Origin of the sequence: Streptomyces sp. NBC_00273, assembly GCF_036178145.1 — a bacterium.
Lineage (GTDB): Bacteria > Actinomycetota > Actinomycetes > Streptomycetales > Streptomycetaceae > Streptomyces.
Map to the genome: position 1 here is coordinate 4666239 of NZ_CP108067.1, position 24542 is coordinate 4690780.

Annotated in this window: 26 protein-coding genes; 10 read left to right on the forward strand and 16 right to left on the reverse strand. The window is 71.4% G+C overall.

Annotated elements, in window-relative coordinates; all coding sequences use genetic code 11:
* Positions 1 to 14 precede the first annotated feature (14 nt).
* Complete coding sequence (locus OG386_RS20180) at positions 15 to 1808, forward strand: hypothetical protein (RefSeq protein WP_328789318.1); 1794 nt, start codon at positions 15 to 17, stop codon at positions 1806 to 1808.
* A gap of 214 nt (positions 1809 to 2022) precedes the next feature.
* Positions 2023 to 2820, forward strand: coding sequence for a VOC family protein (locus OG386_RS20185; RefSeq protein WP_328793300.1), 798 nt, complete (start codon positions 2023 to 2025; stop codon positions 2818 to 2820).
* 292 nt (positions 2821 to 3112) lie between these two features.
* Here OG386_RS20185 and OG386_RS20190 read toward each other — a convergent pair whose 3' ends face one another.
* Positions 3113 to 3304, reverse strand: coding sequence for a hypothetical protein (locus tag OG386_RS20190; protein WP_328789319.1), 192 nt, complete (start codon positions 3302 to 3304; stop codon positions 3113 to 3115).
* Between the two features lie 252 nt (positions 3305 to 3556).
* On the reverse strand, positions 3557 to 3955 hold the full coding sequence (locus OG386_RS20195; RefSeq protein ID WP_328789320.1) for an ATP-binding protein: 399 nt from the start codon (positions 3953 to 3955) through the stop codon (positions 3557 to 3559).
* Positions 3956 to 4107: 152 nt separating this feature from the next.
* Between OG386_RS20195 and OG386_RS20200 the strand changes: the two genes are divergently transcribed.
* Together OG386_RS20200 and OG386_RS20205 are read left to right on the forward strand one after the other, a co-directional pair.
* Positions 4108 to 4893, forward strand: a complete 786-nt coding sequence (locus OG386_RS20200; protein ID WP_328789321.1) for a helix-turn-helix domain-containing protein — start codon at positions 4108 to 4110, stop codon at positions 4891 to 4893.
* Positions 4890 to 5069: a DUF397 domain-containing protein gene (locus OG386_RS20205; RefSeq protein WP_328789322.1), complete on the forward strand. Its 180-nt coding sequence runs from the start codon at positions 4890 to 4892 to the stop codon at positions 5067 to 5069. Before OG386_RS20200 ends, OG386_RS20205 begins: the two co-directional genes overlap by 4 nt.
* 3 nt (positions 5070 to 5072) lie before the next feature.
* On the opposite strand, the gene OG386_RS20210 is transcribed toward OG386_RS20205, so the two are convergent.
* Positions 5073 to 5843, reverse strand: a complete 771-nt coding sequence (locus tag OG386_RS20210; protein WP_328789323.1) for a TetR/AcrR family transcriptional regulator — start codon at positions 5841 to 5843, stop codon at positions 5073 to 5075.
* Positions 5844 to 5944: 101 nt separating this feature from the next.
* Here OG386_RS20210 and OG386_RS20215 point away from each other — a divergent pair, with 101 nt between their 5' ends.
* Positions 5945 to 6880 carry an ABC transporter ATP-binding protein gene (locus tag OG386_RS20215; RefSeq protein WP_328789324.1) on the forward strand — a complete coding sequence of 312 codons (936 nt, stop codon included), beginning with the start codon at positions 5945 to 5947 and terminating at the stop codon, positions 6878 to 6880.
* Positions 6881 to 6885: 5 nt separating this feature from the next.
* Positions 6886 to 7632, forward strand: coding sequence for an ABC transporter permease (locus OG386_RS20220; protein WP_328793301.1), 747 nt, complete (start codon positions 6886 to 6888; stop codon positions 7630 to 7632).
* Between the two features lie 50 nt (positions 7633 to 7682).
* On the opposite strand, the gene OG386_RS20225 is transcribed toward OG386_RS20220, so the two are convergent.
* The 3 genes from OG386_RS20225 to OG386_RS20235 form a co-directional block, all read right to left on the reverse strand.
* A complete protein-coding gene (locus OG386_RS20225; protein ID WP_328789325.1) occupies positions 7683 to 7955 on the reverse strand; it encodes a DUF1876 domain-containing protein in 273 nt (90 codons plus the stop codon).
* A 149-nt stretch (positions 7956 to 8104) separates the two neighbouring features.
* On the reverse strand, positions 8105 to 9106 hold the full coding sequence (gene hemB / locus OG386_RS20230) for a porphobilinogen synthase (protein ID WP_328789326.1): 1002 nt from the start codon (positions 9104 to 9106) through the stop codon (positions 8105 to 8107).
* A 98-nt stretch (positions 9107 to 9204) separates the two neighbouring features.
* The gene (locus OG386_RS20235; RefSeq protein WP_328789327.1) at positions 9205 to 10266 is read right to left on the reverse strand and encodes a saccharopine dehydrogenase family protein; all 1062 of its coding nucleotides are present in this window, start codon (positions 10264 to 10266) and stop codon (positions 9205 to 9207) included.
* A 107-nt stretch (positions 10267 to 10373) separates the two neighbouring features.
* On the opposite strand from OG386_RS20235, the gene OG386_RS20240 reads away from it, so the two are divergent.
* Complete coding sequence (locus OG386_RS20240) at positions 10374 to 11324, forward strand: GlxA family transcriptional regulator (protein WP_328789328.1); 951 nt, start codon at positions 10374 to 10376, stop codon at positions 11322 to 11324.
* Positions 11325 to 11446: 122 nt separating this feature from the next.
* Here the strand turns inward: OG386_RS20240 and OG386_RS20245 are convergent, their stop codons facing one another.
* From OG386_RS20245 to OG386_RS20265, 5 genes are all read right to left on the reverse strand, one after another.
* On the reverse strand, positions 11447 to 13114 hold the full coding sequence (locus OG386_RS20245; RefSeq protein WP_327383916.1) for a bifunctional uroporphyrinogen-III C-methyltransferase/uroporphyrinogen-III synthase: 1668 nt from the start codon (positions 13112 to 13114) through the stop codon (positions 11447 to 11449).
* Entirely contained in the window at positions 13111 to 14079 is a 969-nt protein-coding gene (gene hemC / locus OG386_RS20250) for a hydroxymethylbilane synthase (RefSeq protein ID WP_327383917.1), read from the reverse strand. The genes OG386_RS20245 and hemC overlap by 4 nt, the downstream gene beginning before the upstream one ends.
* Positions 14076 to 15833: a glutamyl-tRNA reductase gene (locus OG386_RS20255; protein ID WP_328789329.1), complete on the reverse strand. Its 1758-nt coding sequence runs from the start codon at positions 15831 to 15833 to the stop codon at positions 14076 to 14078. The genes hemC and OG386_RS20255 overlap by 4 nt, the downstream gene beginning before the upstream one ends.
* A complete protein-coding gene (locus OG386_RS20260) occupies positions 15830 to 16636 on the reverse strand; it encodes a redox-sensing transcriptional repressor Rex (RefSeq protein WP_266603522.1) in 807 nt (268 codons plus the stop codon). Before OG386_RS20260 ends, OG386_RS20255 begins: the two co-directional genes overlap by 4 nt.
* 273 nt (positions 16637 to 16909) lie before the next feature.
* On the reverse strand, positions 16910 to 17197 hold the full coding sequence (locus OG386_RS20265; protein WP_030012801.1) for a glutaredoxin family protein: 288 nt from the start codon (positions 17195 to 17197) through the stop codon (positions 16910 to 16912).
* Between the two features lie 98 nt (positions 17198 to 17295).
* On the opposite strand from OG386_RS20265, the gene OG386_RS20270 reads away from it, so the two are divergent.
* From OG386_RS20270 to OG386_RS20280, 3 genes are all read left to right on the forward strand, one after another.
* Entirely contained in the window at positions 17296 to 18270 is a 975-nt protein-coding gene (locus tag OG386_RS20270; RefSeq protein WP_328789330.1) for an HAD family hydrolase, read from the forward strand.
* A gap of 360 nt (positions 18271 to 18630) precedes the next feature.
* A complete protein-coding gene (locus OG386_RS20275; RefSeq protein ID WP_328789331.1) occupies positions 18631 to 19443 on the forward strand; it encodes an ECF subfamily RNA polymerase sigma factor, BldN family in 813 nt (270 codons plus the stop codon).
* 228 nt (positions 19444 to 19671) lie between these two features.
* Positions 19672 to 20880 (forward strand): DUF5667 domain-containing protein, encoded by a 1209-nt coding sequence (locus OG386_RS20280; protein WP_328789332.1) that lies wholly within the window; start codon positions 19672 to 19674, stop codon positions 20878 to 20880.
* A gap of 63 nt (positions 20881 to 20943) precedes the next feature.
* Here OG386_RS20280 and OG386_RS20285 read toward each other — a convergent pair whose 3' ends face one another.
* The 5 genes from OG386_RS20285 to OG386_RS20305 all read right to left on the reverse strand — a co-directional run bounded on the left by OG386_RS20285 (position 20944) and on the right by OG386_RS20305 (position 24500).
* Positions 20944 to 21924: a lysophospholipid acyltransferase family protein gene (locus OG386_RS20285; RefSeq protein WP_189733652.1), complete on the reverse strand. Its 981-nt coding sequence runs from the start codon at positions 21922 to 21924 to the stop codon at positions 20944 to 20946.
* A complete protein-coding gene (locus OG386_RS20290; protein WP_328789333.1) occupies positions 21924 to 23009 on the reverse strand; it encodes an NAD-dependent epimerase/dehydratase family protein in 1086 nt (361 codons plus the stop codon). Before OG386_RS20290 ends, OG386_RS20285 begins: the two co-directional genes overlap by 1 nt.
* Positions 23010 to 23104: 95 nt before the next feature.
* Positions 23105 to 23203 (reverse strand): 30S ribosomal protein bS22, encoded by a 99-nt coding sequence (locus tag OG386_RS20295; protein WP_003948845.1) that lies wholly within the window; start codon positions 23201 to 23203, stop codon positions 23105 to 23107.
* A 142-nt stretch (positions 23204 to 23345) separates the two neighbouring features.
* Complete coding sequence (locus OG386_RS20300) at positions 23346 to 23555, reverse strand: helix-turn-helix domain-containing protein (protein WP_008738568.1); 210 nt, start codon at positions 23553 to 23555, stop codon at positions 23346 to 23348.
* Positions 23556 to 23669: 114 nt separating this feature from the next.
* Positions 23670 to 24500 (reverse strand): phosphatase, encoded by an 831-nt coding sequence (locus tag OG386_RS20305; RefSeq protein WP_328789334.1) that lies wholly within the window; start codon positions 24498 to 24500, stop codon positions 23670 to 23672.
* Between the last annotated feature and the right edge of the window lie 42 nt (positions 24501 to 24542).

Below are 24542 nucleotides of genomic sequence, written 5' to 3' on the forward strand. Positions count from 1 at the left end.
GGGAGGTAAAGAGCATGCAGTTCAAGCGCATGGCCGTCGTGGCAGCAGCCGCAGTGGCCGGCCAGACACTCCTGATGGCCGCACCTGCGATGGCCGAGGAGCATCCGGCGGTGACCGCGCCGGACGCGGTACCCGTGGACACCGCCGAGCCGTCGGACGGGGCGCAGGCACCGGCGAAGGAGAAGAGCCAGGAGCCGGCGCAGGAAGCGGCCGAGAAGAAGCCGGAGGAGAAAGCCGGGGGGCAGGCCGGGGAGAAGGCGCGGGCCGAGGACACCGGCGGGCAGCAGCCCGCCGTGCAGGCCGTGGCCGCACCGGCGGCGCCCGACGCACCCGCCGTCCCGACCGCATCCGAGGCCGGGGCCCAGACACCGGCGCAGGCCGCCCGGCCCGAGGCCCTTGCGGACGGTGAGGACAGCGGGTCCGACCGGATCCTGATGGGGCCCGAGGTCACGGTCCAGGGCATCCCGGCGGCCGGATTCAAGGCCGACGGCAGCTGGACCCCGCTCACCGTGACCGTCGACAACTCGGGCCATCTCGCCGTCGACGAGTACACCCCGGTGCTGGGCGTCTTGCAGGCCGCCGGACGGTTCGGGCCGGCCCACGTCAACGTCGAGTACCGCGCCGCGGGCGGGCCGTGGACGGCCGCCGTGCCGGTCCAGAGCACGGCCCCGACCCTGGGCTACGCCCTCGGCAGCGCCGCCACGGTCCCCGCCGGCCAGATCCGGACCATCGACGTCCGGATCAGCTTCGCCGCGGACACCCCCGTCGTACCGTTCGACCTGACGGCGGACGGCAGGGGCCGGGTCGGGACCGCCACCGGCAGCTCCCCCACGTCCTTGTACGCGACGAGGATCACGGGCGCGCCCGGCGACGAGGACCCCGTACGGGTCGAAGGTCCCGCCCTCACGGTGAGCGGGGTCCCGGAATCGGTGCGGGCGGGTGGCGACTGGACGGAACTCTCCGTCCGGGTGGACAACGCGGGAAGGGCCGAGCTGGCGGCCTTCGACCTGGGACTGTTTCTGGCCCGGCCCGACTTCGTGTCGATGCAGGTCTCGCAGATCACGGTCGAGGTCCTGTGGCCTGGCGCGGAGGGACAGCAGGCGGCCTGGCAGTCCGTCGAGATCGTCTCGGACGAGGACGGCTACTTCTTCGCGGGCGGCCTCGTGCGCGGCCCGATCGGCGCGGGCGCGGCCTTCGACGTCCCGGTCCGCGTCCGCTTCTCCGCCGACGCCCCGACCGGATCGGTCTCCTTCTTCGCCTGGGGCACGTCCCAGGTCGACGCGGAAACACCCCCGCCGTGGGCCGAATCCCGCTCGCCCCGCCGCCTGACCACCCTCCTGGAACCGTCCCCCGCCCCGGGCGGGGGGACACCCGGTGGGGAAACCCCGGGCGGGGGGACCCCCGGCGGAGAAACCCCGGGAGGAGGGACCCCCGGCGGCGGCGGGACACCTGGTAGCGGCACTCCCGGTAGCGGCACTCCCGGCGGAGAAGCTCCGGGAGGCGAGACTCCTGGAGGTGGCACCCCGGGCGGCGAAACACCCGCCGGGGGGACACCCGGCAACGGCACCCCCGGCGGTGCACCCGGCGGCAACGTGCCGGTGCCGAACGGCGGCACCGGGGCCACGCCGATCAGCACCCTCCCCCACAGCGGGAGCGACACCGGCACCACCGTCAACGCCAGCGCCCCGCTCGCCGCCACCGGCGCCGACCCGGCCACCAGCTGGGCCCTGAACGGCGCGGGCGTGGCCCTCGCCATGGGCGCCGCCCTGGTCGCGGGCACCGGTCGCCGCCGCCGCACCACCCCCTGACCCGCTCGGCTGCCGGCCCGGCCCCGTCACCCGCACGGGTGGCGGGGCCGCTCCCGTGGGACGGGCCGACGCGACCGGGCCGCTACCCCCTGACGAGCGCCCCCGCCCGCCACGGTCGGTGGATATCACCCGTTCGGCCCGGTTCGGGGTGTAGCGGCCGGGTAGGGGACGGCCCGTCCTTCCCCCACGCACCACGGAGGCCTCCGTGCCTGACATGAACGGCCCCTACAAGCCCGGCACTCCCTGCTGGATCGACCTGATGGTCCCCGACCAGCAGGCCGCCCTCGACTTCTACTGCGACCTGTTCGGCTGGCAGGGCGAGGTCGGCCCCGCCGAGCAGGGCGGCTACTCCGTCTGCACCCTCAAGGGGCAGCCCGTCGCCGGCATCATGAAGGCGATGAACCCGGACGGCACCGTCCCGGACCCGATGCCGCCGACCGCGTGGACCACGTACCTGGCCACCGACTCCCTCGACTCCACCCTCAAGTCGGTCACCGACGCCCACGGCACGGTCATGATGGGCCCGATGGACGTCATGGACCTCGGCCGGATGGCCGTGATCGCCGACCCCACCGGCGCCGTCGTCGGCCTGTGGCAGGCCGGCACCTTCGACGGCGCGGGCATCGTCAACGAGCACGGCGCCCTCATCTGGAACGAGCTGAACACCGCCGACGTCCCGGCCGCGGCCGCCTTCTACACCGCCGTCCTGCCCGTCACCACGACCCGGTCCGAGATGCCGGGCGCCGAGGACTACACCGAGTTCAAGGTCGGCGACCGCGCGGTCGGCGGGATGATGGACCTCGCCAAGCTGCCGGCCGGGGTGCCGCCGCACTGGATGCCGTACTTCCACGTGGACAGCGTCGACGAGATCCAGGCCGCCGTCGTACGGGCCGGCGGCAGCGTCATGGCCCCGGCCTTCGACATGGTGGCGGGCCGGATGGCCGTCCTCGCGGACCCCCAGGGCGGTACCTTCTCGGTCATCACCTCAACGGTCACGGAACAGCCCGTCTGACGTTGACCGGGTGCACAGGGCATGGTCCCCGCCCCCCCCTGTGCACCTCCTCCTTCCGTCTGCCACGTCATCCGCGGCAGACGGAAGCACCCAGGACGCGAATGCCCCCGACTGATTTCGGCAGTCGGGGGCATTCGCTCAATTACCGCACGCGCGGCATTCTTCGACCGGGGCGCGAGGCGATATCGACATCACCCCGAGAATTGGTCAAATCGGCAACCAAAGACCGCCGGGGCGCGACTGTGGCCGCGACTGCGACCGCGAGAATTCCACACGCCATGACCCAATAGGATCAGATGGTCTCGTTGGAGTTGGCCGGGTGGTAGAAATTCCAGCTCGCCTGACCGTGGTGCTGCCCGTCCGGGGAGTTGCCCGAGGGGCAGGCTCCGTTGTCGGGGCGACCGTTCCACCACATGGAGTAACAGTGGTTGCAGAAGCGCCAGTTGTTCTGGAACGTGTTCACGTTGCTGGGGAGGGTGGCCATGACAGCCTTCTTTCTGGAGTGGAGATGACGTGAGCCCCCACGCAATGAGCCCGGTGCGGCGAGCCTGCACATGGGGGCCGCGATCCGAACAAGCGAATACTACTCACCGAATACCAGGAATTCGAGCGCACCATGCCGCCGTGTCGGAATTTCAAATAACTCCATGCGCTACCATTCGCGGAGAAACGAATCTCTTGAGGGTGGAATTCGTTTCCACCTATGAATTTCAGGAAAGCGCATTCTGGGAAAATGTCACGGGCGCCCGATTCGGAACTCGCACCAGACGACCTTTCCGGGGGTCCGCGCCAGCACCCCCCATTCGTCGGCGAGCGCGGTGACGAGGGTGAGGCCCCGACCGTGCGGCCGGTCGCGGATCCGCGTCACTCCGGGCCCGCCGTCGTGCACCTCGATGCGGATGGTCGCGTCCTCGAAGCCGAACAGCCGCAGCAGGTAACCGCGGCCGGGCGGGACGCCGTACCGCAGGGCGTTGGTGGCCAGCTCGCTCACGCAGAGCAACATTTCGTCGTGGCGTTCGGTCACCGCCCACGCCCGCAAGGTGTCGCGCGTGAACTGGCGCGCAGCTGCGACGGTTCGAGGTGAGCGCAGGTAGAGGCGCTCGCGCACGAGCGCCGCCTGAATAGTTGGATTCACGGGACGATCGTCGCGTTGCGTGACTAGCGTGTGGCTGAGCGCGGACCCGTACTCCTTCATGAGTACGGGTCGGCACGGGGTATTCCGCGTGCGCGGGTGGGGAGTTCGCTGTCATGCCACCGAGGAAACGAGTACGGCCGAACGCGACGACCATGAAGATGGTCGGCGCGATGGTGGCCGCCGCCCGCATCGCCAAGAACCTGACCCAGAAGCAGCTCGGCGAGCTGGTCCGACTCGATGCGGAGACCATCGCTTCCATCGAGCAGGGCCGGCGCGCGCTGATGCCGAACGTCGCGGAGCTGATGGACTTCCACCTGGGCCTGCCGGGGTTGTTGACGGTGGCGGCGCTGGAACTACCGGATGTCGACACGACACCGCCATGGGCTGAGGAATACCTCGCCCTTGAGCTCAAGGCCATCACGTTGTCCTGGTACGAGGGCCAGCGCGTGCCTGGGCTGCTCCAAACAGAGGGCTACGCCCGGGCCCTCTTCAAGTGCCGTGTCCCGGCACACCCCGAGGAAACCGTTGACGATCTGACCACCCGCCGCATGGCGCGGCAGGAGATCCTGCACCGCAAGACACCACCGACCCTCAGCTTCGTCATCTGGGAGCCTGCCGTCCGCCACCGCATCGGCGGCCGAGAAGTACATGAGGAGCTCCTGCGGCACTTGCTCGCCTGCACAGAACTCCCGGACGTTTCCATTCAGGTGATGCCGCTGGAGCAGTCTGCCCACGCAGCCCTCGACGGCCCCTTCATCCTCCTGGAAACCCCCACCCACCAGCACCTCGGATACTCCGAGAGTCAGCGTGGCAGCAGGCTCATCTCAGACCCGGACGAGGTCAGCATCATGGCTCGCCGATATGCGATGCTGCGGACTCAGGCCCTCAACACCGTGCAGACACAGGGCCTGTTGGACCGCCTGCTAGGAGAGCTATGAGCACCGACCTGAAGTGGTTCAAGTCGAGCTACAGCGGCGGCGACGGCGACGCCTGCGTCGAAATCGCCACCGGCCCCACGGCCATCCACGTCCGGGACTCGAAGGTCCAGGACGGCCCCGTCCTGGACCTCGCCCCGGCGAGCTGGGCGCAGCTGACCGGCTGGGTCAGCCGGTAGCGGTCACTCCGACCGCTCGGCGACCAGCGGGGCGAGGCCGTCCAGGATGCGGTCCAGGCCGAAGCGGAACTGGAAGTCCGGCTCGCCGGAGCCGGTGAAGGCGTCGGAGTCCAGTAGCCGCGTCACGGCCGGGTGGTTGTCCGGGCCGGCGAGCAGCCGCAGCGTGCGGACGTACTGGGCCAGGGCCTGCTCCGGGGTCGTGCCCGACTTCACGATGGCGTCGATCATGTCCGCGGCCATGGTGGCCTCGTTCCGCACCAGGCCGCCGATCAGGATGATCGTGGAGAGCTTCTCGCCCTCCTTCAGGCCCGTACCGGCCATCGCTGCGAGCCCCCGGTCCATCCAGGCCAGCTGGTTCGGGGTCGCGGGCGGGGCCGTGATCGGGATGCGCAGGATCCAGGAGTTGGCCATCAGGACCGCCCGCTGCGCGTACGCCCAGTTCGTGAGCAGCTCGCGCCATCCCCACCCCTCCGCCTCCGGCGGCAACGGCGGTGGGGTGCCGACCCCCGCGTCCGACATGAGGACGTAGAGCTCCTCCTTGGCGGCGACGTACCGGTAGAGGGACATCGTCGAGACGCTCAGCTCCTTGGCCACCCGGCCCATGGAGACGGCGTCCATGCCCTCACCCGCGGCCAGCGTCACGGCCGCCTCCACGATCTTCGGCAGGGTGAGCGTGGGGCGCGGCCCCTTGCCGGGGCGTTCGCGTAGGCCCCAGGCCATCTCCAGGCTGGCCGGGAGCCCGGTCCCGCTGTCCTCGTCGTCCTCGTCCGCCATGACCGCCCACTCCTCGATTGACCCCCATCCTAGTTCTGTGTATTACTTACACAGAAGAGCGTAAGGCATACGCAGAAGCTTGGAAGGGAGCACCGTCCCTCATGACCACGCACGCCTCCGGCGACCTCGGCATCCACGCCACCGGCCTCACCAAGTCCTACGGCGACCTCCGTGTCCTCGACGGCATCGACCTCGCCGTCCCGCGCGGCAGCGTCCTCGCCCTCCTCGGCCCCAACGGCGCCGGCAAGACCACCACCGTCCGGATCCTCGCCACCCTCACCGCCGCCGACTCCGGCACCGTGCGCATCGCCGGGCGCGACACCGTCACCGAACGCTCCCGGGTCCGCGAACTCATCTCCCTCACCGGCCAGTTCGCCGCCATTGACGAACTCCAGACCGGCACCGAGACCCTTCGCATGATGGGCCGCCTGGCCGGACTCTCCCCGCGCGCCGCCCGCACCCGCGCCGACGAACTCCTCGCCCGATTCGGACTCACCGAAGCGGCCGGCCGCACCGCGAAGACGTACTCCGGCGGCATGCGCCGCCGCCTCGACCTCGCCGCGAGCCTGGTCTCCCGGCCTGAAGTGATCTTCCTCGACGAGCCGACCACCGGGCTCGACCCGCGCAGCCGCCAGGACCTGTGGGAGCTCGTACGGGAACTGCGCGCCGACGGCACGACCGTGCTGCTCACCACCCAGTACCTGGAGGAGGCGGACCAGCTCGCCGACCGCGTCGCCGTTCTGGCCGACGGACGGATCGCCGCCGAGGGCACCCCCGCTGAGCTCAAGTCCCGTGTCGCGGGCCACCGACTGGACCTCACGCTCGCCACCCGGGCCGCCTACGAGGCGCTGGCCCCGCGCGCGGTGCACCGCGCCCCGGAAGAGCTCACGCTGGGTCTGGCCACCGACGGCACCGCCGCCCACGTCCGGACCCTGCTCGACGAACTCGATCCGGACCGCACCGACATCGACCGCTTCGCCCTGCGCAGCGCCACTCTCGACGACGTATTCCTCGCCCTGACGGGAGCCGACCGATGACCGCCATGCCCGTGAGCGCCTGCACCCTGGCCGGCCGCAACCTCCGCATCAGCAGCCGGCGGCCCGACGCGCTGATCGCCGCCCTGATGCTGCCCGTCATGCTGATGCTGATCTTCGTCTACTTCTTCGGCGGGGCCATCGACACCGGCACGGCGTACGTCACGTACGTGGTGCCCGGCGCCATGCTGCTCTGCGCGGGCTTCGGGGCGGCCTCCACCGCCGTCAGCGTCTGCGAGGACATGAGGGACGGCGTCATCGACCGCTTCCGCTCCCTCGATGTCGGCAGCATCCCGATCCTCGCCGGGCACGTCGCGGCGTCGGTGGTGCGCAACCTTGTCTCCACCACCCTGGTCCTCGCCGTCGCCGTCGCGATCGGCTTCCGGCCCCAGGCGGGCCCGGCCGCCGTCCTCGCCGCGGCCGGCCTGCTGTTGACGTACATCACGGCGATCTCGTGGCTGGCCGCCGCGCTCGGGCTGCTCGCCAAGTCCCCTGAGGCGGCAGGCGGTTTCACCTTCCTGATGATGTTCCTGCCGTACCCGTCCAGCGCCTTCGTCCCCATCGAGACCATGCCCGGCTGGCTCCACGGCTTCGCCGACCACCAGCCGCTGACCCCGGTGATCGAATCCCTGCGCGCACTGCTCCTGGCGCAGCCCGCAGGAAATGCCCCCTGGGTGGCCCTGACCTGGTGCGCGGGCATCACGGCCGTGGCCATGGCCCTGGCGGCGGTCCTGTTCCGCAGCAGGACCCGCTGAGGGGCCCCTGTTCGGAGCCCCTCAGCGGGCCTGTGAGCCTGCCGCTCAGCTCACTGATTGAGCGGGTAGGAAGTACGGCCCGTTGCCTCGTCGATCTCCGAGTGGGCCTTCTGCAACATCTGCGACGCGAGATCCATGAGCGCGCGAGCGCCCGCGATCTCTTCCCCGACCCTCAACTGCTCCGGGTCGGAGGGGTGACGCAAGGCATAGCCTCGCGCCTTGATCTCGGAGCCGTCCCCGAGCCTGACCAGGGCCGCCGCACTGGTGCGGTGGCCCTCCTCGGTGAATTCGAGCTCCACATGCCAACCGACGAGCGTGGCCATGGTGCATCACCTCCAGGGGGTCACCTATCCCTCCAGGGTGCGCCTGACGGGAGAGGATCGCGAGCGGGCCGTGACGGGGAGGCGGGAGCCGCCGATGACCTACGGCTCCTGCAGCACCGCGCCGGCGCCCAGCACCACCCCGGCGTCGGTCAGCGGGACTCGCGCAGCCAGCCCGCGACCTCGGTCGCCCAGTAGGTGAGGATCGTGTCGGCACCCGCACGCTTGATGCCCAGCAGGCTCTCCAGGATGGCGCGGTCGCGCTCGATCCAACCCTTCTCCGCGGCCGCCTCGATCATCGCGAACTCGCCGCTGATCTGGTACGCCGCCACCGGAACGTCCACCGCCTGCGCGACCCGGTACAGGATGTCGAGGTAGGGGCCGGCCGGCTTGACCATCACCATGTCCGCGCCCTCCTCCAGGTCGAGGGCCAGCTCCCGCAAGGACTCCCGCGCGTTCGCCGGGTCCTGCTGGTACGTCTTGCGGTCGCCCTGCAGCGAGGAGCCGACGGCCTCGCGGAAGGGACCGTAGAAGGCGGACGAGTACTTCGCCGTGTACGCGAGGATCGAGACGTCCTCGTGCCCGGTCTCGTCCAGCGCGTCACGGATGACGCCGACCTGTCCGTCCATCATCCCGCTCGGCCCGACCATGTGGACGCCCGCGTCCGCCTGGACCTGCGCCATCTCGGCGTAGCGCTCCAGCGTCGCGTCGTTGTCGACGCGCCCGTGCTCGTCCAGCACGCCGCAGTGGCCGTGGTCGGTGTACTCGTCCAGGCACAGGTCCGACATGATCACCAGGTCGTCCCCGACCTCGGCCTTCACATCGCGGATCGCGACCTGGAGGATCCCGTCCGGCTCGGTGCCCGCCGTGCCCAGCGCGTCCTTGTTCTCGTCGGCCGGGACACCGAACAGCATGATCCCGGAGACCCCCGCCTCGACCGCCTCCACGGCGGCCTTCCGCAGCGTGTCCCGCGTGTGCTGCACGACGCCCGGCATCGCGGAGATCGCCAGGGGCTCGCTGATGCCCTCCCGGACGAACGCCGGGAGGATCAGGTCCGAGGGGTGCAGCCGGTTCTCCGCGACCATCCGCCGCATCGCCGGGGTGGTGCGCAGCCGGCGGGGCCGCGAACCGGGGAAGGATCCGTACGCGCTCATGTTCCAGTCGCCTCTTCGAGCATCGACAGCAGTCCGGACAAGGGTAGGGCCCGGACCCCCCGCTCCCGGGCCCCGCCCGGCTCCGGGCCGACCGTCGGTCAGTGCGAGACCTCGACCGACAGGTACGGCGCCAGCGCCCGCAGGAAGTCCGGCGCGTCGAACATCGCCGCGGCCGAGGCCACGCCCGTCGTCCGGGTGCGCCCGGACAGGACGCGCTCGACGGCCTCCACCGCCAGGGGCGCGGTGACCGCGTAGATGTCCTGGCCGTGGGCGGTGGCGCGGCGTTCGGCGCCGCCCGCGCGGACCAGGACGTCGACGACGAAGGTCTGGTCCGACCGGCCGAGGTCGTCGACCGCCTCCGGCGCCGGCGTGTCCGCCCCGGCCAGGTCCCGGGCGGCCTCCACCGCCATGTACGTACGCACTTCGGGCACGGCCACGTGGCTGGGCACGGTGACGACATCGGCCATGGTGAACTCCGCGATCACCGCCCGCCGGCCGAACGGCTCGGGGAAGACCCAGTCCTGCTGCGTCAGCTGGTCGTCGTGGTACCGCAGGGCGCCGTCCGCGAACCGCACCCGGCGGCCCGCGCGGCGCTCGTGGGACACCTCTCCGGCCTTCCTGGTGCCCGCCGTGGGCCGCCAGCTGCTCAGCCCGTACGCGACGTGCACCTCGTCCGCCGCGGTCCACTCGCGCATCGCCGCGCCGACCAGCAGGTCGCCCAGGCCCCCGTAGAAGGCCATGGCCGGCACCACGGGCACCTCCGCCGTGCGGGCCGCTTCCGTGTGGTCGGCGAACATCGCCGCGTTCGCCTCGATCTCCGCCGCGACGTCGACGTAGGGGATCCCCGCGCGCAGGGCCGCCTCGACGACCGGGCCGCCCGTCACCGCGAACGGTCCGGCGGCGTTGATGACGGCCGCGGCTCCGGCGAGGGCGCGGTCGAGGGAGGCCGGGTCGTTCACGGCGGCCGGGCGGACGAGGACGTCCGCGCCCCCGGCCGCCAGCGCCTCCAGCCGGGCTTCGTCACGGCCGGAGACGATGGTGGCGATGCCGCGCCTGCGCAGCTCGGCGACGATGAAACGACCGGTGTGTCCCGTCGCCCCGTAGACCACCACCGCGCCCGCCGTACCCGCTCCGCGGCCCGTGCTGCCCACCGTGCTCATCGATCTCCCCGTCCTCGTCGTCCTCGTCGTCCTGGTGAGCCCAGTCTCCGGGTGGGCCGTGCCCGAACGTGATGGTCCGGAACGACATCGCCCGTACACTTTCGGACATGCCCACTGTCGCCCTGGCGGCCGCCGGTCACATGCTGCACTTCGAGCTGGCGGTGGCCTACGAGATCTTCGGCAACCCCCCGCTCGACGCCCCGCAGGGTTGGTACGACGTACTGCTCTGCGGCCCCGGCCCCGTGCGCGTCGGCCCGTTCACCGTCGAGCCCGAGCACGGGCTGGAGCGCCTGGTGCGGGCCGACACCGTGATCGTGCCCGCCTGCGCCGACGTGGACGAGCCGCCGCCGTCCGAACTGGTCGAGGCCGTACGCGCGGCCCACGCGGCCGGCGCGCGCGTCGCTTCCCTGTGCACCGGAGCCTTCGTACTCGGCGCCGCGGGCCTGCTGGACGGGCGGCGGGCCACCACCCACTGGGCGCACGCCGCGGAGCTGAGCGCACGCCATCCGCGGGCCGAGGTCGACGCCGACGTCCTCTACACCGACAACGGCAGCGTGCTCACGGCCGCGGGCAAGGCCGCCGCCGTGGACCTGTGCCTGCACCTGGTCCACCTCGACCACGGCGCCGCCGTCGCCAACTCCATCGCCCGCCGCCTCGTGATGGCGCCGCACCGGCCCGGCGGTCAGGCCCAGTTCGTCTCCACCCCGGTCCAGGTGTCGGGCGGCGACCACCAGCTCGCCGACCTGCTCGCTTGGGCCCAGCAGCGCCTCGACCGGCCGCTTACCGTCACCGACATGGCGCGCCGGGCCAGTACGAGCCCGCGCCACCTGGGACGGCAGTTCCGGGCGGTCACCGGCCAGACCCCGCTGCAATGGCTGCTGACCCAGCGCGTACGCCGCGCACAGGAGTTGTTGGAGGCCACCGACGAGACCGTCGAGGCGGTCGCCGCCGCCTCCGGCATGGGTACGGCGACCACGCTGCGCCGCCAGTTCAAACGGGTCGTCGGCATCCCGCCCGACACCTACCGCCGCACGTTCCGCAGCGCGAACCCCACCTGACGGCGGGGCGGCACCACGCGATCACCCGGGCCGGAACGACGAAGGGGCCCGGGTGCGGCATTCCTCCGCACCCGGGCCCCTCACCCGTTCCGTCGGCCGGGATCCGTCCGGCCCTCGTCCGCTCAGGTCGTACGACGCCGCCGTGCCCCCGGGCGTCGCTCGCTCGGCCGGAACACCGTCTCGCCGGCCTCCTTGGCCGCCTCGCGGCGCGCTGCACCGTACTCGGCGAGGGCCTCCGCCAGCTTCGACACCGACGGCTCCGGGGACAGCACGTCCACGCGCAGCCCGTGCTCCTCCGCCGTCTTGGCCGTCGCCGGCCCGATACAGGCGATGACGGTCACGTTGTGCGGCTTCCCGGCGATGCCGACCAGGTTGCGGACCGTGGACGAGGACGTGAAGAGAACGGCGTCGAAGCCGCCGCCCTTGATCGCCTCGCGCGTGTCCGCCGGCGGCGGCGACGCGCGCACCGTCCGGTAGGCGGTGACGTCGTCGACCTCCCACCCGAGCTCGATCAGCCCGGCGACCAGCGTCTCGGTCGCGATGTCGGCCCGCGGCAGGAACACCCGGTCGATCGGGTCGAAGACCGGGTCGTACGGCGGCCAGTCCTCCAGCAGTCCGGCCGCGGACTGCTCACCGCTGGGCACCAGGTCCGGCTTCACGCCGAACTCCACGAGGGCTGCGGCGGTCTGCTCGCCCACCGCGGCGACCTTGATGCCCGCGAAGGCGCGCGCGTCGAGGCCGTACTCCTCGAACTTCTCTCGGACGGCCTTCACGGCGTTGACCGAGGTGAAGGCGATCCACTCGTAGCGGCCCGTCACCAGGCCCTTGACCGCGCGCTCCATCTGCTGCGGGGTGCGCGGCGGTTCCACGGCGATGGTCGGCACCTCGTGGGGCACCGCGCCGTACGAACGCAGTTGGTCGGAGAGCGAAGCGGCCTGCTCCTTGGTGCGCGGTACGAGGACCCGCCAGCCGAACAGCGGCTTCGACTCGAACCAGGACAGGTCCTCGCGCCGCGCGGCGGCGCTGTGCTCACCGACCACGGCTATGACGGGCCGGGCGCCCTCGGGCGAGGGGAGCACCTTGCCCTGCTTGAACACCTGGGCGATGGTGCCCAGCGTCGCGCACCAGGTCCGCTGCCGCGTGGTGGTACCGGCGACGGTCACGGTCAGCGGGGTGTCGGGCTTGCGTCCGGCGCTCACCAGCTCGGCGGCGGCCGCCGGGACGGTCTCCAGCGTTGCGGACACGACGAGGATGCCGTCGCTCGCGCCGACCTCGCTCCAGCAGCGCGCCGAGGCGGTCTTCGCGTCGACGAACCGCACGTCCGCGCCCTGCTTGTCGCGCAGCGGGACACCGGCGTACGCGGGAACGCCCACTGCGGTCGCGACACCGGGCACCACCTCGAAGGGGATGCCGGCGGTGGCGCAGACGAGCATTTCCTCGGCGGCGTTGCCGTCGAGCCCGGGGTCGCCCGTGACGGCACGCACGACCCGCCTGCCGGAGCGTGCGGCCTCCATGACAAGATTGGCCGCGTCCCGGATCACCGGGACCCCGGCGGCTGCTGACGCTTCATCAGCGATCGTCAGCTGCGGCGTGTCGACGTTCGCCCGCGCATGAGTCCGCACGACCTCGAGCACTTCGGGCTCCGCGATCAGTACGTCCGCGGCGGCGAGCGCCTCGACGGCGCGCAACGTCAGCAGACCCGGGTCGCCCGGGCCGGCACCGAGGAAGGTGACGCGTCCGTGGGCGGCGACGGCCGGATAGGCGGAGGTGGTCGGAATTGAGGGGTTCAAAGCGATCGCTCCCCCATCAGACCGGCCGCGCCCTTGGCCAGCATCTCGTCCGCGAGTTCGCGGCCGAGCGCCATGGCCTCGTCGTACGACTGGGGCACGGGACCGGTGGTGGACAGCTGCACCAGCGTCGTGCCGTCGAGGGTTCCGACGACGCCGCGCAGGCGCATTTCATTGACAATCTCCCCGTCCGCCAGAAGGTCGGCGAACGCGCCCACGGGTGCGCTGCAGCCTGCCTCCAGGGCGGCGAGCAGGGAACGCTCGGCAGTCACGGCGGCCCGGGTGTGCGGGTCGTCGAGTTGGCCGAGCGCGGCGACGAGGTCCGTGTCGGACGCGAGGCACTCCACGGCCAGGGCGCCCTGGCCGGGAGCCGGCAGGACGCTGTCGACGGACAGCAGGTCGGTCGCTTCCCCGCCGCGGCCGATCCGGTTCAGGCCGGCGGCGGCCAGGACGACGGCGTCGAGCTCACCGTCGTGGACGAAGCCGATGCGGGTGTCGACGTTGCCGCGGATGGGCACCGTCTCGATCCGCTTGCCGAGCGACAGCGCCAGGTGGTTGAGCTGGGCGGTGCGCCGGGTCGAGCCGGTGCCGATCCGGGCGCCGTCGGGCAGCTGCTCGAAGGTCAGACCGTCCCGGGCGACGAGCGCGTCCCGCGGGTCCTCGCGGCGCGGCATGGCCGCGATCACGAGGTCGTCGGGCTGCGCGGTCGGCAGGTCCTTCAGCGAGTGCACGGCGAAGTCGACCTCGCCGCGCAGCAGCGCGTCGCGCAGGGCCGTGACGAAGACGCCCGTCCCGCCGATCTGCGAGAGGTGCTCGCGCGAGACGTCGCCGTAGGTCGTGATCTCCACGAGCTCGACGGCCCGGCCGGTGACGGCCCGTACCGCGTCGGCGACGTGCCCCGACTGGGACATGGCCAGCTTGCTCCGCCGCGTACCGAGCCGCAGCGGCTGGTCGGGACGTGTGTTCATGATGCCCGTCCTGGGTCGTCGTCGTTCATCGGATCGGCCGCGTCCGCCCGGCTGACGGAAGCAACCGTCTGAGGGTCGAGGTCGAAGAGTTCGCGCAGTGCGTCCGCGTACCCGGCGCCGCCGGGCTCGCTCGCCAGCTGCTTGACGCGCACGGTCGGCGCGTGGAGGAGCTTGTCCACGACGCGGCGCACGGTCTGGGTGACCTCGGCGCGCTGCCGTTCGTCGAGGTCGGGCACGCGCCCGTCGAGCCGCGCCACTTCCATGGCCACGACCTCGGCCGCCATGGCGCGCAGGGCGACGACGGTGGGCGTGATGTGGGCGGCCCGCTGTGCCGCCCCGAAGGCCGCCACTTCCTGGGCGACTATCCCGCGTACGGCGTCGACGTCGGCCGCCATCGGGGCGTCGGCGGACGCTTCCGCGAGCGACTCGATGTCCACGAGGCGGACGCCCGGGATCCGGTGCACGGCCGCGTCGATGTCCCTGGGCATGGCCAGGTCGAGCAGCGCGAGCCGGACGGTGGTCGCGTGGGCCTGCGTACGGGTGCTCCTGCGGGGCTGCCGCTGTGCGGCGGCCTCGCCCTGGTCGGCCCAGGTCCCGTGCAGTTCGAGGGAGTTGGCGTCGACCCCGGTCAGCGCGGAGCGCCCGTCCGGCCCGACGGGGCACCCGTCGGCTTCGACGGCCCCGGAGATGGTCCGCACGGCCCCGGCGTCGGCGATCCGGCCGTGCGTCTGCGCGGCAGCGGCCAGCCGTGCCACGACGTCGGCCATGTCGGGCCCCGCCGAATCCAGCCCCGCCAGGGGGGCCCTCCCAGCGGTAGCCGGGGGAGATTGAGGCGCGGGGGTCCGGGGGCGGAGCCCCTGGGAGGCCTGGGGCGCAGCCCCGGCCTCTCCCTGCTCGGCCGGCGCGAGCCCACCGGCGCCCCAGGAGACGGCGGCGAGCACGTCGTCGGCGCTCAGCACGAGCCCCGTCGCACCGGTGCACGAGACGACCACGTCGACTCGTGTCAGCTCATCGGCGACCCGAGCCATCGGCACGGCCACCGCCGAGACCCCGGTGCCCGAGGCAACCAGAATCTCCGCGAGCCGCTCCGCCCGGTCGGCGGTCCGGTTCGCCACGACGATCTCGGCGACTCCGACGCGCGCCAGCGTCGCCGCGGCCAGCGAGGACATCGACCCGGCGCCGATGACCAGCGCCCGCTTGCCGGCGGCCCACTCGCCCACCGGCACGTTCACGGCGAGCTGTTCCAGCCCGAAGGTCACCAGCGACTGCCCGGCCCGGTCGATCCCGGTCTCGGAGTGCGCCCGCTTGCCGACCCGCAGCGCCTGCTGGAAGAGGTCGTTGATCAGCCGCCCGGCGGTGTGGAGCTCCTGCCCCAGCGCCAGCGCGTCCTTGATCTGGCCGAGGATCTGTCCCTCGCCCACGACCATCGAGTCCAGCCCGCACGCCACCGAGAACAGGTGGTGCACCGCCCGGTCCTCGTAGTGCACGTACAGGTACGGGGTGAGCTCTTCCAGCCCGACCCCGCTGTGCTGTGCGAGCAGGGTGGACAGCTCGGCGACGCCGGCGTGGAACTTGTCCACGTCCGCGTACAGCTCGATCCGGTTGCAGGTGGCCAGTACGGTCGCCTCGGTCGCCGGTTCGGCGGCGAGGGTGTCGTGCAGCAGCTTCACCTTGGCGTCCGCGGACAGCGAGGCCCGCTCCAGGACGCTCACGGGTGCGCTGCGGTGGCTCAGCCCTACGACGAGCAGGCTCATGCCGGCATCACCGCCGGCACGTCGCCCTCGGGCCCGCCCTTGCGCTGCTCGGCGGCGGTCCGCCCGGCCGGCGGCACCACGGCCGCGGCGGGTGCGGCGCCGCCCACGGAGGAGCTGCCGGCGGCAGCGGCGGCCGCTTCCTCGCCGGCCTTGCGCTGCTCGTGGAAGGCGAGGATCTGGAGCTCGATGGAGAGGTCGACCTTGCGCACGTCCACGCCGTCGGGCACGGACAGCACGGTGGGCGCGAAGTTCAGGATGGACGTCACGCCCGCCGCGATCAGCCGCTCGCTGACCTGCTGCGCCGCGCCCGCGGGGGTCGCGATCACGCCGATCGAGACGCCGTTCTCCGAGATGATCTTCTCCAGATCATCGGTGTGCTGCACGGACATGCCGGCGACCGGCTTGCCGGCCATCGCCGGGTCGGCGTCGATGAGGGCCGCGACGCGGAAGCCGCGCGCGGAGAAGCCGCCGTAGTTGGCGAGGGCGGCGCCGAGGTTGCCGATGCCGACGATGACGACCGGCCAGTCCTGGGTCAGGCCGAGCTCGCGGGAGATCTGGTAGACCAGGTACTCGACGTCGTAGCCGACGCCGCGGGTCCCGTAGGAACCGAGGTACGAGAAGTCCTTGCGCAGCTTCGCGGAGTTGACTCCGGCGGCGGCCGCGAGCTCCTCGGAGGACACCGTGGGCACCGATCGCTCGGAGAGCGCGGTGAGGGCACGCAAGTACAGCGGAAGCCGGGCGACAGTGGCCTCGGGAATACCTCGGCTGCGGGTCGCCGGTCGGTGAGTTCGGCCAGTTGCCACGATGCTCCTGCGGGATGAGCGGGGCTGCAGGCGGCCACTTGTCCCAGGACCGCCCCGTCGACAGCAGGCTATGCCTTTGTGAACGCGTGCACAAAGATTGTGTCCGGTTTGTCCGTCCAAAGTGACCGGGGTCACGCGACTCCGGCACGTAAAGCCGGAACCATCGGCACGTCGAACCCGTTCAAATCCGAAAGGGGGCAAAACCGTGCACACTCCTCACAGATACGCCCCCGAGACCCCATAAATCGCCCATGATGGTAACCGGGAAGAGGGTCAGGCCCCCAACGCCCGCCGGAGCCGGTCGGGGTTCACCCTCCAGAAGGTGTGCTGCTCGCCGTCCACGAGCACGACCGGAATCTGTTCCCAGTGCAGCCGGTAGAGCTCCTCGTCCTGCGAGATGTCCTTCTTCTCCCACTGCGCACCCGTCTCGGCGCACACCTTCGCGACCACCTCTTCCGCCTCGTCGCACAGGTGACACCCCGGCTTCCCGATGAGCGTCACCGTCCGCTCGCCGGGACTCTTCTTTTCTTTACGGCGCAACAAAGGGCTCATGCCACCCATTCTCCCGCGCCCTCGCGTAACAGCAGCGCCCCGAAGAGTTCACGCCCCTGCATCCCATCGGTTCGGGAACTCCCGAACACAGTGGCTATGCTCGCGTCATGGCCGCTCTCGGATGGCTCCCCCCTCGTCGGCGCTCCGCCACCGCACGCAGCGTGCTGGCGGGCGAGGCCTCGGCCGAGGCCGCCCGCAAGACCGCTCTGGCCGAGGCCCCAGCGTTCACCGAACCCGAAACGGAACCGGAAGCCCTCGCACAAGAGGGCCCGGAGCAGACTCCGGACGAACCCGTCTTCCCGGTCGCCGGCGACGACCTCGCCGCGGCCTTCTTCGACCTCGACAACACCGTCATGCAGGGCGCCGCGATCTTCCACTTCGGTCGCGGCCTCTACAAGCGCGAGTTCTTCCGGCGCCGCGAGCTCGCCCGCTTCGCCTGGCAGCAGGCCTGGTTCCGGCTCGCCGGGGTCGAGGACCCCGAGCACATGCAGGACGCCCGCGACAGCGCCCTGTCCATCGTCAAGGGCCACAAGGTCTCCGAGCTGATGTCGATCGGCGAGGAGATCTACGACGAGTACATGGCCGAGCGGATCTGGCCGGGCACCCGCGCCCTGGCGCAGGCCCACCTCGACGCCGGCCAGAAGGTGTGGCTGGTCACCGCCGCCCCCGTGGAGACGGCCACGATCATCGCCCGCCGCCTCGGCCTGACCGGGGCCCTGGGCACCGTCGCCGAGTCCGTCGACGGCATCTACACCGGCCGCCTGGTCGGCGAGCCGCTACACGGCCCCGCGAAAGCGGAGGCGGTCCGCGCCCTGGCCGCCGCCGAGGGGCTCGACCTCGAACGCTGCGCCGCGTACAGCGATTCACACAACGACATCCCGATGCTGTCACTGGTCGGACATCCGTACGCGATCAATCCCGACACAAAACTGCGCAAGCATGCCCGCACCAACGACTGGCGACTGCGCGACTATCGGACCGGCCGCAAGGCCGTGAAGGTCGGCGTCCCGGCGGCCGCCGGCGTCGGCGCGATCGCGGGCGGCGCGGCCGCGGCCATCGCCCTGCACCGCCGCCGCAAGTAACAACACCAGGCCCGGGGCCCAAGAGCCCCGGGCCCGCCCGGACCGCGGCCCTGACCCGGACCCTCGCACACCCCTACCCGCGCCCCCGGCGCGGCACTCCGGCATGCCCGACTCGGTCACGGGATCACGTGGAAGCGTCCATTCCGCGTATCCAAGCGATCAAGAATCGATCACCAACTGCGACTGAATATGCCCTCGACACGCAACAGAAGTGTCGGAACCGGTGATTTGAGCAACTGGGTGTAGCACTGCCTGTACGAAGCGTTATTCTCCTCAAACGCATGCCACCGGCCATCTGTCGCCACGACGGGTGAACGGTTCCGCACTGCACGTGATGGAAGCTCTGCCTCTGGGAGTCCCGTGTACCCACCTGTCGGGGTTGACGCCTCGGGCCTGGCTCAGCTGCGCGCAACGGTCCTCGACCACCTGCGCGGCTTCGTCCCCACCGCGTACGCCGCCCCCGCCTTCGCCGCCGCGGTCCCTGCCGGCTTCGGCCCGGCCGGTCCTTGCTATGCCCTGACCGACGGCGGCGCGACGGTGGGCAGACGAGGTCGCGCCGCCGGCGGCTCGAACGCCTCCGGCACCGGCACCCAGACCACCCACCGCCGCCCCACGGCGGACAGCGACCAGGCCCGCATGATGGACCTGGTCGAACGCGCCCAGGCGGGCGAGGCCGAGGCCTTCGGTCGCCTCTACGACCAGTACAACGACACGGTCTACCGGTACATCTACTACCGCGTCGGTGGTAAGGCGACCGCGGAGGACCTCACCAGCGAGACGTTCCTGCGCGCCCTGCGCCGGATCTCCACCTTCACCTGGCAGGGCCGCGACTTCGGCGCCTGGCTCGTGACGATCGCCCGCAACCTGGTGGCGGACCACTTCAAGTCCAGCCGCTTCCGGCTGGAGGTCACCACCGGCGAGATGCTCGACGCGAACGAGGTCGAGCGCAGCCCCGAGGACTCCGTCCTGGAGTCCCTCTCCAACGCGGCCCTCCTGGAAGCCGTGCGCAAGCTCAATCCACAGCAGCAGGAGTGCGTGACCCTGCGCTTCCTGCAGGGCCTCTCGGTCGCCGAGACGGCCCGGGTGATGGGGAAGAACGAGGGCGCCATCAAGACGCTCCAGTACCGGGCGGTGCGCACCCTGGCCCGCCTCCTCCCCGAAGACGCCCGCTGACCCTCCGACCCCAGACAACCTCACATTCGGTGACCCCTCGATGACGCTGTGGTCAGATCATCCTTCGTCCGTAACCCAAGTGCCGCGACGCTCGTTGTGCGGAATGCAGGCTCCCTGTGGACACGCCTTGCCCGAAGCCGCTCACTCGAAAGTGTGGATGCGCTCAAGGAAGGCAACCTTCCGGACACCTTGGGGAGTCGATCGTCATGACGAGAGGAGGTGCCGCCAGTGATCGCGAACGTGACCCCGCACCGGCGGGCGAACGCCTTCGCCCAGGCCCTGGAGGATCGGACCCCATCCGACCTTTCAGATCCGGACTCGGCGGCCGAGCAGTCCGAGGCACCTGCCGAACCTGCCGACCACGACCGGCTGTTGGCCCTGGCGAGCGTGCTCGGCGAAAGAATGCCGCGCCCAGTGCTGGACCCCGAGGTCAAAGTGGTGCAACGAGCCCAGCTCATTGCCGCCATGGAGGCCATGGTGCTGGAGGAGAGGGCCGGGGGCGGTGCGGCCTCGGACCCTCAGGTGCCCGAACAGCGGACCGGCCGCGGCGCCCACCGGGCGACCCCGCTCCGGAAATTGCGGCCACGCTCCCGCTGGTCCAAGGGCATCGCAGCGGGCGGCCTCACCGTGGGTGTGGCCGCGGGAGCCTTCAGCGGAGTGGCCGCTGCCAGTTCCGACGCCCTGCCCGGTGACCACCTCTACCCCGTGAAGCGGGGCATGGAGGACCTGAAGCTGGGGATGGCCGACGACGACTCGGACCGGGGCGAGCTCTATCTCGACCAGGCCTCGAACCGCCTGTCGGAAGCCCGTCGGCTGATGGAGCGGGGCCGGCTGGGCGACCTGGACCACGAGTCCCTGGGCGCGATCCGTCGGGCCCTGGCGGGCGTGAAGCACGACGCGGAGGAAGGCCACCGCCTCCTCCAGGCCGCGTACGAACGGGACGGCTCGCTCGGCCCGATCCAGAAGCTGTCGTCGTTCTCCCGCTCCCACCGCGACGCGTGGGGCAAGCTCCGCGAAAAGCTCCCGGCGCAGCTCACGGACGTGGGCGGTGAGGTGGAGTCGGTCTTCCAGGCCATAGACCAAGACGTGGCGCCGCTGCAGAGCCTGCTCCCCAAGGCCCCGGAGCAGCACCGCGGCACCGGGGGCACCCCCGGCTCGTCCGCCAAGCCGGGCACACCCAGCGGCACCCACCCGTCCACCCCGGCCGCCGGCAGCACGCCGTCCGGCAGCCCCACGGCACCGTCCCCCTCGGGCAGCTCCCGGCCCCCCGCCGGCGGCCTCCTGGGCGGCACGGGCGACCTGCTCAACCCGCCCGCGGGACAATCGGCCCCGCCCCCCTCGGGCACGCCGGAGAACCCGAAGCCGGACATCACCATCCCGCCCCTGCTCCCGGGACTCCTCCCGGGCCTGGGCCTGGGCGCGGAGGACGCCGAGTAACGGGAAAGGGCGGGGCTGCCGAGGCAGCCCCGCCCTTTCCTTCGGCCTTGCGCCGACAGTGCGTCAGAAGAACACGGACCGCCGCTGTACCAGCAGCTTGTAGAGCGTGTGCTGGATCTGCTCCCGCACCTGGTCCGTCAGGTTGAACATCAGCATCGGGTCCTCCGCCGCCTCGGCGGCGTACCCGTCCGTCGGGATCGGTTCCCCGAACTGGATCGTCCACTTCGTCGGCAACGGCACCGCGCCCAGCGGCCCCAGCCACGGGAAGGTCGGCGTGATCGGGAAGTACGGGACCCCCAGCAGCCGTGCCAGCGTCTTCGCGTTGCCGACCATGGGGTAGATCTCCTCCGCCCCCACGATCGAGCACGGCACGATCGGCGTCCCCGCCCGCAGCGCCGTCGACACGAAGCCGCCGCGCCCGAACCGCTGCAGCTTGTACCGGTCCCCGAACGGCTTCCCTATCCCCTTGAAGCCCTCCGGCATCACACCGACCAGTTCCCCTGCCTCCAGCAGCCGCTGCGCGTCCTCCGCGCACGCCAGGGTGTGCCCCGCCTTGCGGGCCAGCTCGTTGACCACCGGCAGCATGAACACCAGGTCCGCCGCCAGCAGCCGCAGGTGCCGCTCGGCCGGGTGGTGGTCGTGCACGGCGACCTGGAGCATCAGCCCGTCGAGCGGGAGCGTCCCGGAGTGGTTCGCCACGATCAGCGCGCCGCCCTCCGCCGGGATGTTCTCGATGCCCTTGACCTCGACCCGGAAGTACTTGTCGTACAGCGGCCGCATCAAGGACATCAGGACCTGGTCCGTCAGCTCCTTGTCGTAGCCGAAGTCGTCGACCTCGTAGTCCCCGGTGACCCGCCGCCGCAGGAACGCCAGCCCGCCGGCGATCCGCCGGTCCCAGCTGTCGCCGGGCGCCGCGGCCGGCGCCGGCTCGGGAGCCGCAGGGGGCTCCACGACCGGCTCGGCAGCGGGCACCGCCCGCACACGGCGGGGGATCCGCCGCCGCGGCCGGTCCTCGTCGAACGGAATGACCTTGGCGTCCGCCACTATCGCTTCGCTCCTTCAGCCGCGTAGGCGTCGTCCTTGAGCCCACCGAGCCCCCCTGCGTCCAGCATGGCCGCCACCCGGTCCACGGCCCGTCCGACCCGCTCCGGCGGCAGCAGCCCGGTTCCCCGGCTCCGTGCGAAGTCCGCGAAGGTCTCGGCGGTCGTGTAGAGCGGCTCGAAGCCGAGGACCTCACGCATCTGCGTGGTCTCCACGACCCGGCCATGGGTGAGCAGCCTTATCTGCTCCGGCGAGAAGTCGCTGGCCCCGACCGCCCGCAGCGCGGCGCCCACCCAGTTCAACGCGGGCAGCAGCAGTGGCAGCGTGGGCCGCCCGAGCCGCCGCGAGCACTGCGACAGCAGCAGTACGCCGTCACCCGCAATGTTGAACGTCCCGCTGTTCAGGGTCCCTCGCCTGGGCTCCCCCGCTGCCAGTCGCAGCACTTCGAGGACGTCGTCCTCGTGCACGAACTGCAGCCGCGGGTCGTACCCCAGTACGGTCGGCATCACCGGGATCGAGAAGTACTCGGCGAGCGCCGAGTCCGCGAAGGGCCCCAAGATGTTCGCGAACCGCAGGACGCACACGGCCACGTCCGGCCGCCTGCGCGCGAAGCCCCGTACGTAGCCCTCGACCTCGGCGGCATCCTTGGCGAAGCCGCCCGCCGGCAGGGATTTCGGCTCCGTGGTCTCGGTGAAGACGGCCGGGTCCCGGGGAGTGCCGCCGTAGACGCTGGTGCTGGACTTCACCACGAGCCGCCGTACCGTCGGCGACTTCTGGCAGGCACCGAGGAGCTGCATGGTGCCGATGACGTTCGTTTCCTTGACGGTGCTGTGCACACCGCCCGTTCCCGCACTGCCTCCGGTGACCGCCAGATGGACCACCGTGTCCACGGCGTGCTCGGCCAGCACTCTGGCGATCGCCGACTGTCTGATGTCCGTACGGACGAACTCCGCCGATCCGAGCCGGTGCGGCGGTGTCGCGGCGTCCACCGCGATCACCCGCTCGACGTCCGGATCACGCTGGATCCGGCGCACGAAGCGGCCGCCCAACTGCCGGGCAGCCCCGGTGACGAGTACGACCTTCCCCACGAGCTCAGCGCCTCCCTCGAGAAGTCCCCCGGCTGCACCGCAGCCCCTCCACCAAGAATGGTGGAGGGGCTGCGGAGAACACGTACAGCTGCCGTTTACTTCTTGTTACGGCGCTGGACGCGGGTGCGCTTGAGCAGCTTGCGGTGCTTCTTCTTAGCCATCCGCTTGCGCCGCTTCTTGATAACAGAGCCCACGACTACCCTCGCTCACTTCTCTTCACTGGTGCGGGGCGTCTGGGCCCACACGACCTACGTCGGCCTAGCCTACCCGCCCGAGCTCTGAGCTTGTAATCCGAGCGCTTCCGCGTCGTAGCCAGGGGCTTCCCGAGCCTCAGTCTCAGGCCGACTCCACCCCCACATAGGACTCTCGGAGGTACTCGTGAACCGCGTTCTCGGGGACCCGGAAGGACCGGCCCACCCGGATTGCGGGCAGATGACCGTTGTGCACCAGCCGGTACACGGTCATCTTCGACACTCGCATCACCGAGGCGACCTCCGCCACGGTCAGGAACTGAACCTCACTAAGAGGCCTCTCGCCAGCAGCCATGACACACCTTGACCTTCCGCGCATGACGGGCACCGGCTTCCCCTCCGGTTACTCCTCGTCGTCGCACGCTCACTCCCCAGAGTAGGGGCGCGTGATACGAGTGGGGAAGAGGAGCTACGGCCACTCCTGCCGCCCCGTCAGGCTCGCGCGGCCGAGCACGTACCGCGCGAGCGGTCGGTAGTAGTCCGCTCGCACCGCGTCATCAAGTGGAACGGCCACCGAGACCCGCCCCTCGGCCTCCCCGACGAACAGCGCCGGATCATCCGTATCCGCCAGCCCGATGGCCTCCACACCGAGCTGACCTGCACCGCAGACCCACCCGTGGTCGCCCACCACCAGCTCCGGCAGCGGCCCGCCGGCCTCTGCGAGGGCCCCCAGCACCACCCGAACCGGCAGCGGCGAATGGGTGTGCACGCCGGTCGCACTCCCCGGCACCCGCACGCCGGGTTCCCGCACCAGTGCGACCCCCCGTACGTATTCGATGCTGTGCGTGCGTACGCCGAACCGCGTCGTCATGTCGACACTGACCCCCTGCGCCGGGGTGAGGACAACACATCCCGCCGCCGACAACGCCTCCGCCAAACCGGCGTAGAAGCCCAGGAGTCGATGCGGATGGCCCGTCCCGAACAACACCGGCGACCGCACCCTCGCCGCCTCGCACAGCCGCCCCGCGAACGCCTCCAGTGCGGCCACCGTCCGCTCCGGATCGATCACGTCCGGCCCGCTGACGTGCGCCGGATCCGCCGAGACCCCGCACTTGTCCGCCATCAGCCTCAGCAGATCACCCTCGCCCCACGCCCACTCCGGATCCAGCCCCAGCATCACCCGCGGGTCCCGCGCCGCGAACAGCCGGTAACTGCGCAGGCTCGCCTCCCGGGACGTGGCGACGGGCCCGGCCAACCGGGCGGCCAGTAGATGCGCACGCAGCGCGCCGGTGCTCAACACCCTCCGATGCTGCCCCAACCCATCTGGCGGGTCATCAATTCC

Excerpts from the sequence above, each read along its gene's own strand:
- OG386_RS20265 (WP_030012801.1), bottom strand. The coding sequence starts at position 17,197 with ATGGGTGGCATGAGCCCTTTGTTGCGCCGTAAAGAAAAGAAGAGTCCC.
- OG386_RS20190 (WP_328789319.1), bottom strand. The coding sequence starts at position 3,304 with ATGGCCACCCTCCCCAGCAACGTGAACACGTTCCAGAACAACTGGCGC.
- hemC (WP_327383917.1), bottom strand. The coding sequence starts at position 14,079 with ATGAACACACGTCCCGACCAGCCGCTGCGGCTCGGTACGCGGCGGAGC.
- OG386_RS20225 (WP_328789325.1), bottom strand. The coding sequence starts at position 7,955 with ATGGCCACGCTCGTCGGTTGGCATGTGGAGCTCGAATTCACCGAGGAG.
- OG386_RS20300 (WP_008738568.1), bottom strand. The coding sequence starts at position 23,555 with ATGGCTGCTGGCGAGAGGCCTCTTAGTGAGGTTCAGTTCCTGACCGTG.
- OG386_RS20210 (WP_328789323.1), bottom strand. The coding sequence starts at position 5,843 with ATGGCGGACGAGGACGACGAGGACAGCGGGACCGGGCTCCCGGCCAGC.
- OG386_RS20200 (WP_328789321.1), top strand. The coding sequence starts at position 4,108 with ATGAAGATGGTCGGCGCGATGGTGGCCGCCGCCCGCATCGCCAAGAAC.
- OG386_RS20220 (WP_328793301.1), top strand. The coding sequence starts at position 6,886 with ATGCCCGTGAGCGCCTGCACCCTGGCCGGCCGCAACCTCCGCATCAGC.
- OG386_RS20205 (WP_328789322.1), top strand. The coding sequence starts at position 4,890 with ATGAGCACCGACCTGAAGTGGTTCAAGTCGAGCTACAGCGGCGGCGAC.
- OG386_RS20185 (WP_328793300.1), top strand. The coding sequence starts at position 2,023 with ATGAACGGCCCCTACAAGCCCGGCACTCCCTGCTGGATCGACCTGATG.
- OG386_RS20255 (WP_328789329.1), bottom strand. The coding sequence starts at position 15,833 with ATGAGCCTGCTCGTCGTAGGGCTGAGCCACCGCAGCGCACCCGTGAGC.
- OG386_RS20180 (WP_328789318.1), top strand. The coding sequence starts at position 15 with ATGCAGTTCAAGCGCATGGCCGTCGTGGCAGCAGCCGCAGTGGCCGGC.
- OG386_RS20270 (WP_328789330.1), top strand. The coding sequence starts at position 17,296 with ATGGCCGCTCTCGGATGGCTCCCCCCTCGTCGGCGCTCCGCCACCGCA.
- OG386_RS20235 (WP_328789327.1), bottom strand. The coding sequence starts at position 10,266 with ATGAGCACGGTGGGCAGCACGGGCCGCGGAGCGGGTACGGCGGGCGCG.
- OG386_RS20240 (WP_328789328.1), top strand. The coding sequence starts at position 10,374 with ATGCCCACTGTCGCCCTGGCGGCCGCCGGTCACATGCTGCACTTCGAG.
- OG386_RS20215 (WP_328789324.1), top strand. The coding sequence starts at position 5,945 with ATGACCACGCACGCCTCCGGCGACCTCGGCATCCACGCCACCGGCCTC.
- hemB (WP_328789326.1), bottom strand. The coding sequence starts at position 9,106 with ATGAGCGCGTACGGATCCTTCCCCGGTTCGCGGCCCCGCCGGCTGCGC.